General features: G+C 40.1%; 13 protein-coding genes. 7 read left to right on the top strand and 6 right to left on the bottom strand.

Annotated features, from left to right (window positions below):
* Window positions 1-54 precede the first annotated feature (54 nt).
* The 6 genes from B3E00_RS02395 to mnhG are packed head-to-tail and all read left to right on the top strand — an operon-like array spanning window position 55 to window position 3,431.
* Window positions 55-477 (top strand): Na+/H+ antiporter subunit B, encoded by a 423-nt coding sequence (locus B3E00_RS02395; protein WP_209580377.1) that lies wholly within the window; start codon window positions 55-57, stop codon window positions 475-477.
* Window positions 477-833 carry a Na+/H+ antiporter subunit C gene (locus B3E00_RS02390; protein ID WP_209580376.1) on the top strand — a complete coding sequence of 119 codons (357 nt, stop codon included), beginning with the start codon at window positions 477-479 and terminating at the stop codon, window positions 831-833. Before B3E00_RS02395 ends, B3E00_RS02390 begins: the two co-directional genes overlap by 1 nt.
* Window positions 830-2,338 (top strand): proton-conducting transporter membrane subunit, encoded by a 1,509-nt coding sequence (locus tag B3E00_RS02385; protein ID WP_293936673.1) that lies wholly within the window; start codon window positions 830-832, stop codon window positions 2,336-2,338. The genes B3E00_RS02390 and B3E00_RS02385 overlap by 4 nt, the downstream gene beginning before the upstream one ends.
* A 19-nt stretch (window positions 2,339-2,357) precedes the next feature.
* Complete coding sequence (locus B3E00_RS02380) at window positions 2,358-2,816, top strand: Na+/H+ antiporter subunit E (RefSeq protein ID WP_293936671.1); 459 nt, start codon at window positions 2,358-2,360, stop codon at window positions 2,814-2,816.
* A complete protein-coding gene (locus B3E00_RS02375) occupies window positions 2,813-3,088 on the top strand; it encodes a monovalent cation/H+ antiporter complex subunit F (RefSeq protein ID WP_209580362.1) in 276 nt (91 codons plus the stop codon). Before B3E00_RS02380 ends, B3E00_RS02375 begins: the two co-directional genes overlap by 4 nt.
* Window positions 3,081-3,431, top strand: coding sequence for a monovalent cation/H(+) antiporter subunit G (gene mnhG / locus B3E00_RS02370; protein ID WP_209580360.1), 351 nt, complete (start codon window positions 3,081-3,083; stop codon window positions 3,429-3,431). The genes B3E00_RS02375 and mnhG overlap by 8 nt, the downstream gene beginning before the upstream one ends.
* A 42-nt stretch (window positions 3,432-3,473) precedes the next feature.
* Here the strand turns inward: mnhG and B3E00_RS02365 are convergent, their stop codons facing one another.
* Entirely contained in the window at window positions 3,474-4,565 is a 1,092-nt protein-coding gene (locus tag B3E00_RS02365) for a lactonase family protein (protein WP_293936669.1), read from the bottom strand.
* 476 nt (window positions 4,566-5,041) lie between these two features.
* Here B3E00_RS02365 and B3E00_RS02360 point away from each other — a divergent pair, with 476 nt between their 5' ends.
* Window positions 5,042-6,388 (top strand): peptidylprolyl isomerase, encoded by a 1,347-nt coding sequence (locus B3E00_RS02360; RefSeq protein ID WP_293936667.1) that lies wholly within the window; start codon window positions 5,042-5,044, stop codon window positions 6,386-6,388.
* 78 nt (window positions 6,389-6,466) lie between these two features.
* Here B3E00_RS02360 and B3E00_RS02355 read toward each other — a convergent pair whose 3' ends face one another.
* The 5 genes from B3E00_RS02355 to B3E00_RS02335 form a co-directional block, all read right to left on the bottom strand.
* Window positions 6,467-7,351, bottom strand: a complete 885-nt coding sequence (locus B3E00_RS02355; protein ID WP_293936665.1) for a DUF4440 domain-containing protein — start codon at window positions 7,349-7,351, stop codon at window positions 6,467-6,469.
* Window positions 7,352-7,393: 42 nt separating this feature from the next.
* Entirely contained in the window at window positions 7,394-8,860 is a 1,467-nt protein-coding gene (gene cysS / locus B3E00_RS02350; protein WP_293936662.1) for a cysteine--tRNA ligase, read from the bottom strand.
* 20 nt (window positions 8,861-8,880) lie between these two features.
* Window positions 8,881-10,182 carry a ribosome biogenesis GTPase Der gene (gene der, locus B3E00_RS02345; protein ID WP_209580350.1) on the bottom strand — a complete coding sequence of 434 codons (1,302 nt, stop codon included), beginning with the start codon at window positions 10,180-10,182 and terminating at the stop codon, window positions 8,881-8,883.
* Between the two features lie 174 nt (window positions 10,183-10,356).
* Window positions 10,357-12,078, bottom strand: a complete 1,722-nt coding sequence (locus B3E00_RS02340; protein WP_293936659.1) for a RagB/SusD family nutrient uptake outer membrane protein — start codon at window positions 12,076-12,078, stop codon at window positions 10,357-10,359.
* 23 nt (window positions 12,079-12,101) lie between these two features.
* Window positions 12,102-15,191: a SusC/RagA family TonB-linked outer membrane protein gene (locus tag B3E00_RS02335; RefSeq protein ID WP_293936656.1), complete on the bottom strand. Its 3,090-nt coding sequence runs from the start codon at window positions 15,189-15,191 to the stop codon at window positions 12,102-12,104.
* Window positions 15,192-15,551: the final 360 nt, after the last annotated feature.

Genomic DNA, 15,551 nt, shown 5'->3' with positions numbered 1-15,551 from the left:
ACAGCTATGAGGCCGTAAACGGACATAGCATGATGCATAGCTAAATAGTAACAAATGAACAGTACAATATTACAGACCGCTACGCGATATCTATTACCGATACTCTTACTTTTCTCGGTATTCCTGCTATTAAGAGGGCACTATTACCCTGGGGGCGGATTCGTGGGGGGCTTGGTTGCTTCTATTGCCTTCGTTTTGCATAGTTTTGCCTTTGGCCCACAAAACACCATGAAATTGATTCAATATAAACCCTTATCCCTCATCCCCATAGGACTGGGAGTTTCGGCGATAAGCATGTTCCTGCCTGTTTTCTTTGGCTATCCTGTGATGACGGGACTGTGGCTTGAGGAAAAAATTCCAGTCATCGGAATGATCGGAACAGCCTTGTTTTTTGACCTTGGTGTATATTTTGTTGTTATTGGCGTCGTGCTTACAATTTTATTTACAATTGCGTTAACTACTGAAGAAGAAGAATAATGGAACTGATTCTTGTCTTATTAATAGGCATTTTATATGCCGCTGGGATATACCTTATCCTCCGCCGAAGCATGGTAAAACTGTTGTTGGGTATTATGTTACTGGGCAATGGCACCAATATACTGATCTTCTTATTGGGCAATATTATTAAAGGAAAACCGCCTATTATTGCACCAGATCTGAAAGTATTCACCGATATTTATGCGGATCCGATTCCGCAAGCTCTTATTTTAACAGCCATCGTGATTAGCTTTGGCCTAACCTCCTTTGCCATCGTTCTGCTCAAGCGTGTCTATGCATTGCTGGGTACAGACGATTTGGATGATTTGAACACCCCTGAGGAAGAAGATATATGATAGACAACCACATTATTGCCACGATCATCGTGCACTTATTTATTGCTATTGTCCAACTGATGTTTTGGCGCAAATCTACTGCACAACGTTTCCTGAGTGTTGTTGGAAGCTTGCTCGTTCTTATTCTTGCTTTTAAATTATTCTTCAAGGTCTACGAAGGTGGTATTTTAACCATGAATGCGGCCAATTGGAAAGCTCCCTTTGGAATTGTCTTTGTTGCGGATCTATTCAGTAGCACCCTTGTCCTTCTCACATCAATTGCAGGTCTTGCTGTCTCCATCTTCTCCTGTGTCGGCGTGGGCCGCCAGCGTATTCTCTACGGATATTTCCCTATCTTCCACTTTTTAATGATGGGACTGAATGGAGCCTTTCTCACTGGTGATATCTTCAACTTGTATGTATGGTTTGAAGTCATTATCATTTCTTCCTTCGTACTCATGACATTGGGTGGGAGAAAATCCCAACTGGAAGGGGCTGTAAAATACATGGCCATGAATATCTTGGCGTCCACATTTTTCTTAACAGGGATAGGCATACTTTATGGTATTTCAGGATCATTGAATATGGCCGACTTAGCTCTGCGTATCCCAAAGATACAGAACCAAGCGTTAGTAGAAATCACAGCGACATTTTTTCTGATCGGTTTTGGTATTAAATCTGCCGTATTTCCACTTTACTTCTGGCTACCATCATCTTATCATACCCCGCCCTCGGCAGTAGCGGCGACTTTCGGCGGCCTATTGACAAAAGTAGGTATCTACGCATTATTCAGAGTGTTTTCTTTGCTATTTATTCCCAATCATTTTACCAAAGAACTACTGATCGCACTAGCCATATTGACAATTTTGACCGGTGCCTTTGGTGCATTGATCAAAACCAATATCAGAAGGTTGTTTTCCTATTTAATCGTTTGCCATATCGGCTTTATGATTGGCGGGCTGGGCCTATACAGTAAATGGGCCTTACTAGGAGCAATATTCTATCTCATCCACGATATCATGGTTAAAACCAATTTATTTCTAATTGCTGGTGTTGTACGTCAACTCCGCGGTACCATGGATATGAATAAATTGGGTGGACTGTATGCCCAATACCCTAAAATTTCTTTACTTTTTGCCCTTGTTCTTTTTTCTCTTGTCGGCATACCGCCCCTATCGGGTTTCTGGCCCAAAATCTATTTATTCCGGGACGCGTTCCAGCTCGAAAAGTATGCCTTTGCAGGAGCCCTGATCATCGGTAGTTTTATCACTTTGTTTGTCATCGCGAAAATGTGGGCACAGGTATTCTGGAAAGATGCACCTGACCCAGAAATAGTTGAAGATAAATTTGCAGATATGGTTGGGTATAAAAAAACAATGCTCATACTCCCGGTTATTATTTTGGCATCTGCGTCGCTGTATATCGGGCTCAACGCCGAGGCTATCATTCATGTGGCGGATCAGATTGCTACACAATTATTGGACACATCACCTTACATAAACGCTGTACTAGGAGGGCAGAAATAATATGATAAAGCAGTTTTTAATGAACCTCATGTTATCCTTTATCTGGGTTGCACTGACGGGATCAATGTATTACTCGAACTTTCTATTCGGTTTTATGCTCGGATTTGGCATACTCTGGTTGATGAACAGAAATGAAGCCGATCAGCGCTACTTCTATCGGGTACCTAAAACATTGAGTTTTATTCTTTTTTTCCTTTGGGAAATGATCGTTGCTAATATTCAGGTTGCCTATGATGTCATCACGCCGAAATTTTTCATCAAACCGGCCATTGTGAAATATCCTATGGATGCAAAAACAGATTTAGAAATCAACCTACTTTCAACTTTTATTTCGTTAACACCAGGCACACTTATACTCGATGTAAGTGAAGATAAAAAGACGATCTTTATACATGTGATGTACATGAAGAACAGGGAACAGTTTGTCTCTACCCTTAAAAATAATGTTGAACGAAGACTTTTAGAACTCTTAAGATGACTTTAAACAGCTATTTTGACTATGTAATCCTTCCAATCTTGACTATTTCAGTCATATTGGCTTTTATTCGCCTGTATAAAGGACCTCAGATATTTGATCGTGTTATTGCCTTAGATCTTATTATTACCATTGGAATCGGTATCATTACCGTCTATAGTATACGAACTTCGCAGGAAGTATTTTTAGATATTGCCATGATATTAGCACTTATCGCATTTCTTGGCACAATCGCATTTTCATTTTATTTAGAAAAACAAAGCAAAGATGAATGATATTACTTTAGCCATACTCAGCACCATAGGGGCACTGGCCATATTGTTTGCATCTATTGGCATCTTGCGGATGCCGGATTTTTATTTACGTCTTTCGGTAACCGTCAAGGCAGCAACACTCGGTGTTGGGCTATTGCTCATTTGTGCTGCTGTCACTTTCCCGGATGTATCCGTAACGACAAAGGCCATAGCTATTGGTTTCTTTCTGATTCTAACGGCGCCAGTTGCAGCACACATGATTGGCCGAGCCGCATACATACAACGCGTAAAAACATGGAAGGGAACCACCTTAAATGATCTGGAAAAAGAGGGAAAATTAGATTGCAGAAAAGAAGATTTCTAAGAAAAGTCCATTGAGCCTTTCTTAAAAATCTTCTTACCTTGATTAAAATAGAATACAAACAGGAGCAGGCACAGAAATTTCTTTCCCGGTATCTGTTAACAAACCAGTTTTCGTATCCCGGCTAAACAAAACAATGTTGTTCGTGTATTGATTGGCAACTAAAAGATATTTACCATCTGGAGAAAGATTGAAATTGCGCGGTCCCTTACCTTTTACCGAATTATTGGCTATTTTCTTTAATTCTCCATCTTTCTCTACCGAAAAAGTAGCTATCGTATTGGCATCGCCCCGATTGGTTGCATACAAAAATTTGCCATCAGCAGACATCTTGATATCTGCCCCACCGTTACTTCCTTTAAAACCTTCCGGATTGATATCAAATGTACTTTGATACATCCAGGCATTGCCATCTTTCTTATAAAAGGCAATTTGACCCGTCATTTCCAATACAACATACAAGAATTTCTCTTTCTTATCAAAAACGATATGTCGCGGACCGCCCCCAGCAGGAGTAAAGATATCTTCCGATTCCTCAGCGAGACTATAGGTATTTCCAGTTTTATTGACTGAATAAATTGAGACCTCGTCCAGACCAAGATCTTGGATATACAACTTATCGCCCTTTTTAGAGAAAAAAGTAGAATGTACATGTGGTTTTTCTTGCCGAACTGGATCAACGCCCTTACCTTCATGTTGTATCAGTCGCGCTCTTTTACTCAAGACACCATTACTTTCTAGATCAAATAGAGCCGCAGATCCGCCTGTATAGTTTGCTACGGCCAGCAGGCTTGCGTTAGGATGGACCTCGACAAAACAAGGCGCCCCTCCACCTGAAGGGAGAGAGTTTAGAAATGTTAAATGCCCGTCTTTAAAAGAATAAGCAGAAACCGTCCCTTCTTGATTCGGAACCTCATTAACAGCATAGATAAAGTTGTTACTCCGGGCGAGAAATGATGGGTCTTTACTCTCCTGTGTACTCAACAACGTTGCATTACCAGTTTTGACATCAAAATTATAGACATAAATACCTTTGCTTTCAGTTTTGCTAGTGTAAGTACCGACAAACATAGGAGTCTGTTGTGCAAAACTAGCGAAAGGTAAAATTGTCATTAAGTAAATAAATGCTTTTTTCATCGAAATTATTTTATAAATTGATACCCATGTATTTAATGAGATCGTTGCTACGGGTTTGTGTATACACTATTTGCGACCTCGATTAAATTTATGTATTCATTTTTCGGTGCTTAAATTCAAAAACCCGCAACCATTTTATCGGCACAAATATCGTCAATAGACTTGTTAAATTTGGTTAAAACCGCCCTTTCTAATAGGCAAATGCGTATTTTAGCGCATCAATTTTAACAATTCCAAAATCACCCATTTAAAATATGGGTAGTACAAAAATATTGTTAAATAAAAGTACGAATAATTCATATAATCTGATAATTTTGTGCTGTTGTTCAAAAAGTATATATTGAATATAATTAGCTTACATATCTGCAAAGGCCTGAGCCTTTAATAATGAATAAATCATGAACAAATGACCGAGTGAAAAGAGCCCATTTGAACAAATGGTGGACACTCATAAATATCATAAATAATTTATACGAATGAAAAAAAACATTTATATATTGTTTTTATTGCTTTTAGCTTCAATTCAGGCTAGTTTAGCGCAACGTCAGGTGATTGACCGTGTTGTCGCAACAGTTGGATCGGGCATTATCTTACAGTCCGACGTGGATATGCAATATTCGCAATGGTTAGCGCAAGGAAACAAACCTAATGAAAACTTTAAATGCGGTGTACTTGAGCAATTAATCATTCAGAAACTGCTTTCCCAACAGGCCGTAATTGACTCTATTGATGTAACAGAAACCGAAGTTGACGACAACCTTAACTCCCGTTTACGCCATATGTCACAACAGGCTGGAGGTCAAGAACGTCTTGAGAAATTTCTCAACCGCTCGTTATTACAATACAAGGAAGAAATGCGTGCAAGTGTTTTTGAGCAGTTGAAAGCGAACAAAATGCAGCAAAACATTGTTCAAAAAGTTGACGTAACACCATTGGAAGTAAAACGTTATTTTGAAGGCCTGAATCAAGATAGCCTCCCTTATTTCAATACTGAAGTCGAAATTGGTGAAATTGTCATGATGCCGAAGTTGACAGATGAGGAAAAAAAAGAACAACGAGACAAAATTGAAGGTATCCGAAAACAGATTGTAGAGGGCTCTGATTTTGGTACAATGGCTCGTATATATTCCCAAGACCCAGGATCAGCACCCTACGGTGGAGATTTGGGTTTCGGTACACGCGACAACTACGTCAAGGAATACTCTGCAATGGCATTTAAATTAAAACCTGGAGAAATATCGCCCATTGTAGAATCTAAATATGGATTCCATATTATTCAGGTACTCGAAAGACGTGGCGAAGAGGTTCACACACGCCATATTCTAATGAAGATTAATCCTGGTGCCGCAGCGTTAGAACGGACTAAAAATAAACTGGACAGTATCTATAAATTAGTCGTTGACAAAAAAATGGATTTCTATCACGCTGCCACAAATTATTCGGATGCAGAGGAAAGTAAATTCAATGGTGGTATGATCCTCAATCAAGACGGATCAAGCCGCACAACAGTAATTCCTATGGATGGCTTGGAGAAATCAGTATTTACAGCAATCGATCAGCTAAAACCGGGAGAATACTCCAAACCAGCGCAATTTACAGACAAAATGGGCGATGTTGGCTATCGCTTCAACTATTTAAAAACACGTATCCCTCCACACAAAGCTAATTTGGACGAGGATTTTACCAAAATTAAAGAGGCGGCCAGACAAGATAAAATCAATCGCAATCTGAGCAAATGGTTTGACGATAAATCCAAAACAACATTTATTGATATCAGTGACGAATTTGGTTCATGTGATGAATTGAAAAAATGGAGAAAATAATAGGCTTAAAACACTTATCACCTAAAAAGGGCTTGAATATTTGATATTCAAGCCCTTTTTAGTTTGCAGTCTCCGTTATTATTTCTCAAACATCATCTCAATCAGGATATTCCAATTGGCCTTCTTCACATCATCTTTCGCCAATTCACTGAGTTGCCAGATGCGAATATAATTATACTTGACAACTTTATCCTTCTGTCTCACCGTTGCCGTTCCTTTTGTATAGGCAAAATCTCCACTATACGAACGTTTTACTTCTTCGGGGACTGTTTCTATCGTCATTCGTTGCTTTTTGAGATAGGCCATCATAGTAGCCTTTCCTTCCATCGGACTAGTCCAGGGAAACAAAAACCGTACATCCTCACTTAAAAACTCCTTATAAGCGGTTGGGTTGTCGGCTTTCAATACTGTCGACATTAACTTGTCTGTTTCTAAAACAATATCTTCCCGCTGATTTAAGCGTACTTTAGAACGATGTTTCAGATACCAAGAATCGGTAGGTTCGATATATTCCAAATCAAATTCACCATCGTTCCCATTGTTTTCCACTTCGGCGCGAATATCGACCAGCCACTTGCCCTTCTTATTCCGCTTCCATACGGTGAGATATTCTCCGTGTCGCAATCGCGCACCTACCTTCTGAAAATCCATAGACCCCGAAGTCACACCGAACTCCTGACTCTTGGCAATCAGCGCAAACGTAGGTTGCCAATGTAAGACATCCGGAATATTTGGTCTATTATTCAGATAATTATAAGCATTTACTGCCGACGGAACATAAAACGTAGATTCTTTATCAATAATCGAAAGAAATGCCTGGTGCGGTGTAGATGCTTTAGCCAATGCTGCTGCATCCTTATCTGCCTGCAGGAGGCTGCCAACTTTCTCGGGTATCTGTGCATGTAGTGTTGTACCAACAACACTCATCAATGTAACAACAGATAGCCTATTCCAAAAATTCATACGCAAAATGATTTCCTCTTTTATAATTCGATTTCTTCTCTATCAAATCTTATTCCAAAGTGTTCCTTCTTTACTATCTTTCAATTGAATTCCAATAGTATTAAGCTCATCACGAATACGATCTGAGGTAACGAAGTCTTTATTTGCTTTTGCTTCATTACGTAGCTTAATAACCAGATTCATGACATCGTCAATATCATCAGATGCGGATGTCTGATCGTTTCTAAGCCCGAGGATATTCTCGACAAATTCTTTCATGAATACTTTCAGGTTTTCCAATCCTTCAGCCGACACTTTCGCTTTACCATCATAAATTGAGTTGATGATACGTACAATTTCAAACAGCTCGGCGATGAGTACTGGACTATTAAAGTCGTCATCCATAGCGGCGTAACACTTGCGGCGGATTTCCGCTAAATTAAATGAATCAGCACCTTTCGATACTTTCAATTTATCTAAGAGGCTTATAGCAGTCATTAGACGCTTATAACCCTTGTCGGCCGCATCCAGTGCCTCGTTTGAAAAATCCAAAGTACTTCTATAATGCGCCTGTAGCATAAAGAAGCGTACAGCCATCGGCGAGTATCCTCTATTCAGTAAGGGGTGATTTCCTGTAAATAACTCGCCCGGCAAGAATCCGTTTCCAGCAGATTTAGACATACGGGCACCATTTACAGTCAACATATTGGTATGCATCCAGTACTTTGCAGGACTCGTATGGTTACATGCTTCAGACTGTGCAATTTCATTGGTATGATGTGTAGCAGCCAAATCCATTCCACCACCATGAATATCAAACTGATCGCCCAGGTACTTTCTGCTCATGGCTGAACACTCGATATGCCAGCCCGGAAAGCCAACGCTCCAAGGAGCGGGCCAACGCATGATCGTTTCGGGTTTTGCTTTGATCCACAAGGCAAAATCCAAACGCCCCTTTTTCTCATCCTGACCACTCAATTCACGGGTGTTATTGAGCATATCCTCTAATTTACGATTGGTCAATATCGTGTAATCATATGTTTCAACGTATTTTTCAACATCAAAATATACGGTACCATTCCGTTCATAAGCATAGCCATTCTCCATAATCTGTTCGATCATCTCGATCTGCTCGCAAATATGCCCTGTCGCCGTAGGCTCAATACTTGGCGGCAAGGTATTAAAAAGACGCAATACGTCGTGAAAACCTATCGTATACTTTTGTACAATTTCCATAGGCTCCAACTGTTCCAATTTTGCCTTTTTTGCAAATTTGTCATCTCCCTCATCACGATCGCCTTCCAAATGCCCCGCATCCGTAATATTGCGTACATAACGCACTTTATAACCAAGATGACGTAGGTATCTAAAAATCAAATCAAAAGATACGAATGTCCGACAGTTACCCAAATGTACATCACTGTATACAGTAGGGCCACAGACGTACATACCAACGAGATTGGCATGAATGGGTTCGAATTTTTCTTTTGTTCGCGAAAGTGTATTGTATAAAACGAGATTATGGTCCATGTCTAATCGCTGCTTGAAAGCTATTTTTGTCTAAAGTATATTTGAATTGGCACACCAGTAAAGTCAAAATTATCACGTAATTTATTCTCTACAAAGCGCTTATATGGATCTTTGATATATTGTGGTAAATTACAGAAGAACGCAAACATCGGTGTTCTTCCTGGCAATTGTGTTACATATTTAATTTTGATGTATTTGCCTTTTAAGGATGGTGGTGGATAGTTTTCAATAATATCCAGCATCACTTCATTCAGCTTGGACGTTGGAATTTTCTTTGTTTTGTTAGCATATACCTTATCAGCAACCTCCAACACCTTAAGAACACGTTGTTTTTCAGTCACCGAAGTAAAAACAATAGGTACATCAGTAAACGGCGCTATTTTTTCTTTGATGCGATCTTCGAACGCCTTCATGGTCTTATTATCTTTTTCGATCAAATCCCATTTGTTGACAACGATCACGATACCTTTGCGGTTTTTCTCTGCCAGGTTGAAAATATTAACGTCCTGCGCCTCTAATCCATCTTGTGCATCGAGCATTAAAATCGTCACATCGGAATCTTCCAACGCTTTAATGGTACGCATGACCGAATAAAACTCGATATCTTCATTTACTTTGGATTTGCGACGAAGACCTGCCGTATCGATCAATAAAAAGTTGTGTCCATATTGATTATAATGAATACGGATTGAATCACGTGTTGTACCAGCCATTGGCGTAACAATATTGCGATCTTTACCGATCAATGCATTTGTCAAAGAGGATTTACCCACATTTGGGCGACCAACAATCGTATATTTAGGTAAAGCTTCATCTTCTTCCTGCTCTTCTTCAAAATGAGAGACAACAGCATCCAACAGTTCTCCTGTACCCGATCCTGTAGCTGAGGAAATATTGAACACCTCTCCTAATCCAAAGGCATAAAACTCAGCCGATTCATGGTGCAATTTTGCGTGATCGACTTTATTCGCTACCACATAAACAGGTTTGGAACTTCTTCTCAGAATATCAGCGATTTCGTCATCCAAATCGGTAATTCCGGTAGTGACATCTACCATAAAGATCACGACAGACGCTTCTTCAATAGCGATATAGACCTGATCACGGATTGCCTCTTCAAAGACATCATCTGAACCATGTACAAAACCACCTGTATCAATTACTGTAAATCTCTTTCCGATCCACTCGGCTGTTTCATAATGACGGTCGCGCGTCACCCCACTAAAGTCATCGACAATCGCTTTTCTACTTTCTGTAAGACGATTGAATAAGGTAGATTTACCAACGTTTGGACGACCAACAATTGCAACAATATTTGCCATATTTATTTTATTTGATCCACCCACTATCACAGCAGGTGGCACTTTTATGCTAAAATTATACTTAAGGGAACAAAGATACGGATTCGAAAGGGATAATTGAGACACAAAAACAAAAATGGCTTTACCGTGAAGTAAAGCCATTTATATTGATTAAATGATCGTATACATCTAATTCTAATTAGACGTTGGATTCTGTGTCAACTTACCAGGATATGAGTTTATCGCATCTTGTGGTATAAAATAGGTTACTCTAAAATCTGTTGGTGCAATATCTTCGAACTGCTTCTGCGGTCCAGGATATGTTCTATTTAGAGGTTCTCCGTTACGAAAAACATCGTAACTGCGTTCCGCCTGATAGGCCAGCTCCAGTTGACGTTCTTTATCAATCAATTTAAATGCATTACTTGCATCGAGCGATGCGTAGCCACCATTTACAATAGAACGATTTCTGATAGTATTCAAATCATTTAAAGCAGCGCCATAATTACCTAATTTTGCATTAGCCTCAGCACGGTTTAAATAAATTTCACCTAAACGGCTGATGACTGGTGAGTGCAACTGTGATTCCTCGCCTTCACGTGAGCACTTCACAATATAAAACTGTGGATAAGCACGGTTTAAGGAAATATAATAATCAATCATACCTACATATGTTTTACCATCTGCATACGAAATTTTATAGGTTTGCTGTGCAGCATTGACAGCAGTCAATGTATAGACATTTTCACCATCTTTACAAGTAACGGTATTACCGCTAATAGTAGCAGGAGCCTGCACATAACTCAATGTAACCGGATCACCTGCTTTTTGGGGCACATCCTGCTTAATAAATCGAAACACCGTCGAATATTTCCCGGCATCATCTTTTGAATAAGTAGGTTCAATAAAGGCTGCGCGCGCATCGACAATCGTATAATGATCAGGTCTCCAGTCATTGCGACCAGTTTCATTTAATAAATCAATGTACTTGGCACTGGAATACATCTCACCCCAGCCCATACCGCCAATATTGGAATACATACCACCGATACCATAATAATGATCATCGCCCGAGAACTCAGACGCAACACGTTTCACCGCAAAGATCGTCTCTTTGTTATCTTCTGGTCTAAAGGTATTGTATTTCATGAATTGCTCACGAGCCAATAGGACATATTTACCTGAATTAATCACCTTGTCTGCGTATTCTACAGAAAGACGTGCATATTCTGCATTTGGATTTTTATACGTGCCGCTCATATACAGATATATACGGGAAAGCATTGCTTGTGCCGCCCCCTTTGAAGCATACACTGCCCCTTTATCGATCTTCAATAAAGCTTCTGCTTTCTTCAGATCACTGATTGCTTGCGCATAGGTATCTTTTACAGACGCACGGTCCGGTAAGTTCAAATCATTGAATACATCTTCAGGTGTACCGTTGACAATTGGAACACCCAAGTTTGTCTCGGGACTTTGGTAATAAGGCTTCCCGAACGCACGGCAAAGGTAAAAATACATCATTCCACGGATGTAATAACATTCACCTATCTTATTATCCATTTCTGGACTCTGACCTTCAGCAAACATCTTGATCAGGTTCGACGATTGGGCAATCGCTTTATAACCGCTATCCCAAAAGTTCTGCAAACGGTAATTATTCGGTGTTCTTGCATAGGAGATAAATTCGTAGAACGCATCTGTGGATGACCCGCGGATCATCATATTATCACCGGCATATTCACCAAGACGGTGCATCGGATCAGACCAAGCTTTTAACTGCGCATAAGTACCTGTTACCATTGCATCAGGATTACTTGCTATATTTTCTTCGTCCATCGAAGTATAAGGAAGACGATCAATATCGCAGGAAGATACTGCCGCTGCGATCAAAAGTCCGATTAATATCTTTTTCATTATTGGTTTTCTAAACGTTAAAATTAAAATGTCACGCTTGCGCCGAACATGTATTTACGAACCATTGGATATACAGAAACGCCTGTAGATCTGATCATTTGACCACCCCCGCCTTTACCATCTGGTTCAGTCAATGGAAGCTCCGGATCAACACCCGAGTAGTTTGTAATCGTAAACAAATTCTCTCCAGCTAAGAATACACGTAAATTTTTGATGTTATACTTTTTCAGATCGAAGTTGTAACCCAAAGTCAAGGATCTCATTTTTAAGAAATTGTTACTTTCCAAGAAGCGTGTTGACGGTGAATTGCCTTTATCTTGGTTATCGTATCTTGCAATCGGGTGAGTGGCAACATCGCCAGGTTTTTCCCAACGGCTCCAACCATCCTGTAACTTCATCTGGTTACGATCCGTATAGGTTCCATCCGAATCAAATTCCTGACGCGAGTAATTATATAATTTACCGCCCAAGGAGAAACCGAACACGGCATTCAGGTCAAACTGCTTATAACTTAAAGCCGTACTGAAACCGCCGAAAAGATCCGGATTTCCTTTTCCTACATTACGGAAGGTTGCATTGGAATAGTTCGACGTCGTTGTCCTTGTTTGATTGCCATTGGCATCTGTCTCGTATCGATACCACATTGGCAAACCATTATCTACGTTAACACCAGCCCACTCTTTTAAGTAATAGGTATCTACCGGAAAACCAGGTTGAAGCAGACGTTGCGCTGATCCAGCGATACCCGATCCGTCACCTGCGATAATTGGTTTTGAAACTAGATTACCATTGGCATCTTTTGTCGCAAATAGCTCGGTCAATTTATTCATATTGTGACTCAAATTAACATCCAAGCTCCAATGTACATTGTCATTTCGAACGATGTCGCCACCAATGGTCAATTCAATCCCCCGGTTTTGCATCTTACCAATATTTTTCCAGATAGAAGTGACACCGGTCAGACCGCTGATTGGCACTTGATAAAGTACATTATCAGTCTTCTTGTCATAATAATCAACATTGAATCGCAATCTATTCTTAAACAAGGCTGCATCAACCCCAAAACCAGTTGTGTAGGTTTTTTCCCAAGTCAGATCTTTATTACCGATTTGGCTAATTAATGCCCCTGGTATACCATTGTAACTTGATGATGCAGACACCGAGTAAAGACTATATTGCGGATATAATGAACTTGGTCTATTACCTACCGATCCATAAGCCGCCCGCAGTTTCAAATTATCTACCCAATCAGCCTTGAACCACTCTTCCTTATTGATATTCCAGCCACCACTAACGGAAAAGAAGTTTCCATATTTTGCATTGGTACCAAAATTGGATGCTCCATCCCGACGAAACGATAGCTGTGCCAAATATTTATTATCGTATGCATAGTTTGCATTAGACAAGAATGACTGTACTGCCCATTCTGAAATCCCACCTTTCGTACGTTCTGGCTTTGCAACAACATCCAATACCTCGAAACCATTGACAATACCCGTTCCGTAAGCATCTAAAGTTTTTGTCCAGTAGTCGTTAAATTCGTATGCAGCCAATCCATTCAGACTATGTTTATCCCAGGTCTTGTTGAAACGCAAGATTTGGTTGGTATAACGACGCGCAAACTCCATGCGGTAATCCGTCACACGCCCAATTACACTTTCACCGCTGTTTGATCGCGGATCTTGATAACCACTGTCAGAATACGTATTGTAGCGATAATTGTTGACAGAAGAGAAGGTCAACCAATCCGTTAATTTGACATCGAAATCTAAGTTACCCATAAATTCATAATTGGTATTGGCACTATGATTCCATTGCAAGTCATACAAGTAATTCGTGCTTGCATTATTGACCCAGCCACTATAACGGTGTGGCACTAAATTTCCATTTGCATCGTATGGACTATCCCAAGGTAGGTTTCCATACATGGCATTGACATCATATTGACGATCATCTACCGCACGTCTCGAACCGGCAATAGATGGCTTGATGGTCAACCAGTCAAAAGGCTTATAGTTGGTACGTAATCTAAAGTTATAACGATCGTAATCATACCCTTTTACAGCACCGGCTTCGTTGTAGTACCCTAAAGACAAATAAGACTGTAGTTTATCATTTCCTCCCTGAATGGATAAATTGTGGTTTTGAACAAATCCGGTCTTCGTTGCCAGCTTCCACCAATCAAAATTGCTATTGCGCAAGTCCGAATTCCAACGTGGGAATTTGATATCAGCGGGATTCGAAAATGAAGCAAAGTAGTCATAAAGTTCAGCCCCATCCATCATTTCCATATGCCCATTGGAAAGTTGGTTGATACCCATTTTTGTAGAAAAGCTAATGCTTGTTTTGGAAGCCGAAGGATTTTTTGTTGTAACGACAACAACACCATTTGCACCTTGAGAACCATAAATAGATGTTGAGGCAGCATCTTTTAGTATAGTCAATGATTCAATGTCATCTGGATTGATATCACCTGGGCTTGAGCCAACGATAACACCGTCAATAACCCACAACGGACTCGTCGTACCGCTTAGGGTTGCCTGACCACGAATCACAACACCACCATTTGACCCCGGTTTACCAGCCCCTGGTGCAACATATACACCGGCAGCCTTACCATTCAGCATATTCTCAACCGATGGCGTAGTGACATCACGTAATTTGTTTCCCTTAACAGCCTGAAGGGCACCAGTTAAACTTTCTTTTTTCTGTTGTGTTCCATACCCAACGACAACAACTTCCTCAAGTGCTTCACTATTGGACTCCAGATTGATGTTAACAACCGGTCCTGTCACCGTCACTTCCTGTGTTTTATAACCAACACTTGTAACGACCAGTACATCACCATTTTTAGCATCTATTGTAAAACGTCCATCTGCTCCTGCCGATGTCGATTTACCGCTCCTCTTAACGCTAATGGTTGCTCCAGCCAATGGGCCGTCCGTCGACTGCACTTTTCCATTCACTTTTTGTTGATAAACAGCGCCATGCAACAATACATTTTGGCCCGCAACTGGAAGATCATTAGCATTTGCCAAGTTGTGCGAACTTGATAGGAGTAAAGCTATTGATAACAGACTCAACTTGTGATTTTCAAGAATCTTTGAAATCATAATATTTTATAGTTAGTTTAAAAATTGATTAGCTTACTAATCAAAATTTAGGTACATGAATGCTAAAACTAAAGTAAGATGGTAGGATATCAAAATTTACAAACAACGAAATCGATTGCGCCAATTGGACAAACGATTGCATAAACACGCATTATACAACCTATCACATGTGCACGAAGAAGAAGCATAAAGCTGTATCAAAAATTGATCTTTCAATAAATGTGGACAACCAAACAATGGGAAATTAGATGAAAGGAAAGTGCGCCTACCCTGGAGGATATACCATGGCTACAATAGATTAGTAGCGCATAAAAAAAGCCAAGATTTACACCTCAGCTTTTCCTTTAGTAGCGGGGACCA

The sequence above is a fragment of the Sphingobacterium sp. UBA5996 genome (assembly GCF_002429765.1).
Lineage (GTDB): Bacteria > Bacteroidota > Bacteroidia > Sphingobacteriales > Sphingobacteriaceae > Sphingobacterium.
Note: the sequence above shows the minus strand (reverse complement) of the source record. Positions and strands in the feature narration are given on the sequence as shown.

What these genes read in the sequence shown, in the direction of transcription:
- B3E00_RS02395 (WP_209580377.1), top strand. Translation starts at nt 55, where the DNA reads ATGAACAGTACAATATTACAGACCGCTACGCGATATCTATTACCGATA.
- B3E00_RS02390 (WP_209580376.1), top strand. Translation starts at nt 477, where the DNA reads ATGGAACTGATTCTTGTCTTATTAATAGGCATTTTATATGCCGCTGGG.
- B3E00_RS02385 (WP_293936673.1), top strand. Translation starts at nt 830, where the DNA reads ATGATAGACAACCACATTATTGCCACGATCATCGTGCACTTATTTATT.
- B3E00_RS02380 (WP_293936671.1), top strand. Translation starts at nt 2,358, where the DNA reads ATGAACCTCATGTTATCCTTTATCTGGGTTGCACTGACGGGATCAATG.
- B3E00_RS02375 (WP_209580362.1), top strand. Translation starts at nt 2,813, where the DNA reads ATGACTTTAAACAGCTATTTTGACTATGTAATCCTTCCAATCTTGACT.
- mnhG (WP_209580360.1), top strand. Translation starts at nt 3,081, where the DNA reads ATGAATGATATTACTTTAGCCATACTCAGCACCATAGGGGCACTGGCC.
- B3E00_RS02365 (WP_293936669.1), bottom strand. Translation starts at nt 4,565, where the DNA reads ATGAAAAAAGCATTTATTTACTTAATGACAATTTTACCTTTCGCTAGT.
- B3E00_RS02360 (WP_293936667.1), top strand. Translation starts at nt 5,042, where the DNA reads ATGAAAAAAAACATTTATATATTGTTTTTATTGCTTTTAGCTTCAATT.
- B3E00_RS02355 (WP_293936665.1), bottom strand. Translation starts at nt 7,351, where the DNA reads ATGAATTTTTGGAATAGGCTATCTGTTGTTACATTGATGAGTGTTGTT.
- cysS (WP_293936662.1), bottom strand. Translation starts at nt 8,860, where the DNA reads ATGGACCATAATCTCGTTTTATACAATACACTTTCGCGAACAAAAGAA.
- der (WP_209580350.1), bottom strand. Translation starts at nt 10,182, where the DNA reads ATGGCAAATATTGTTGCAATTGTTGGTCGTCCAAACGTTGGTAAATCT.
- B3E00_RS02340 (WP_293936659.1), bottom strand. Translation starts at nt 12,078, where the DNA reads ATGAAAAAGATATTAATCGGACTTTTGATCGCAGCGGCAGTATCTTCC.
- B3E00_RS02335 (WP_293936656.1), bottom strand. Translation starts at nt 15,191, where the DNA reads ATGATTTCAAAGATTCTTGAAAATCACAAGTTGAGTCTGTTATCAATA.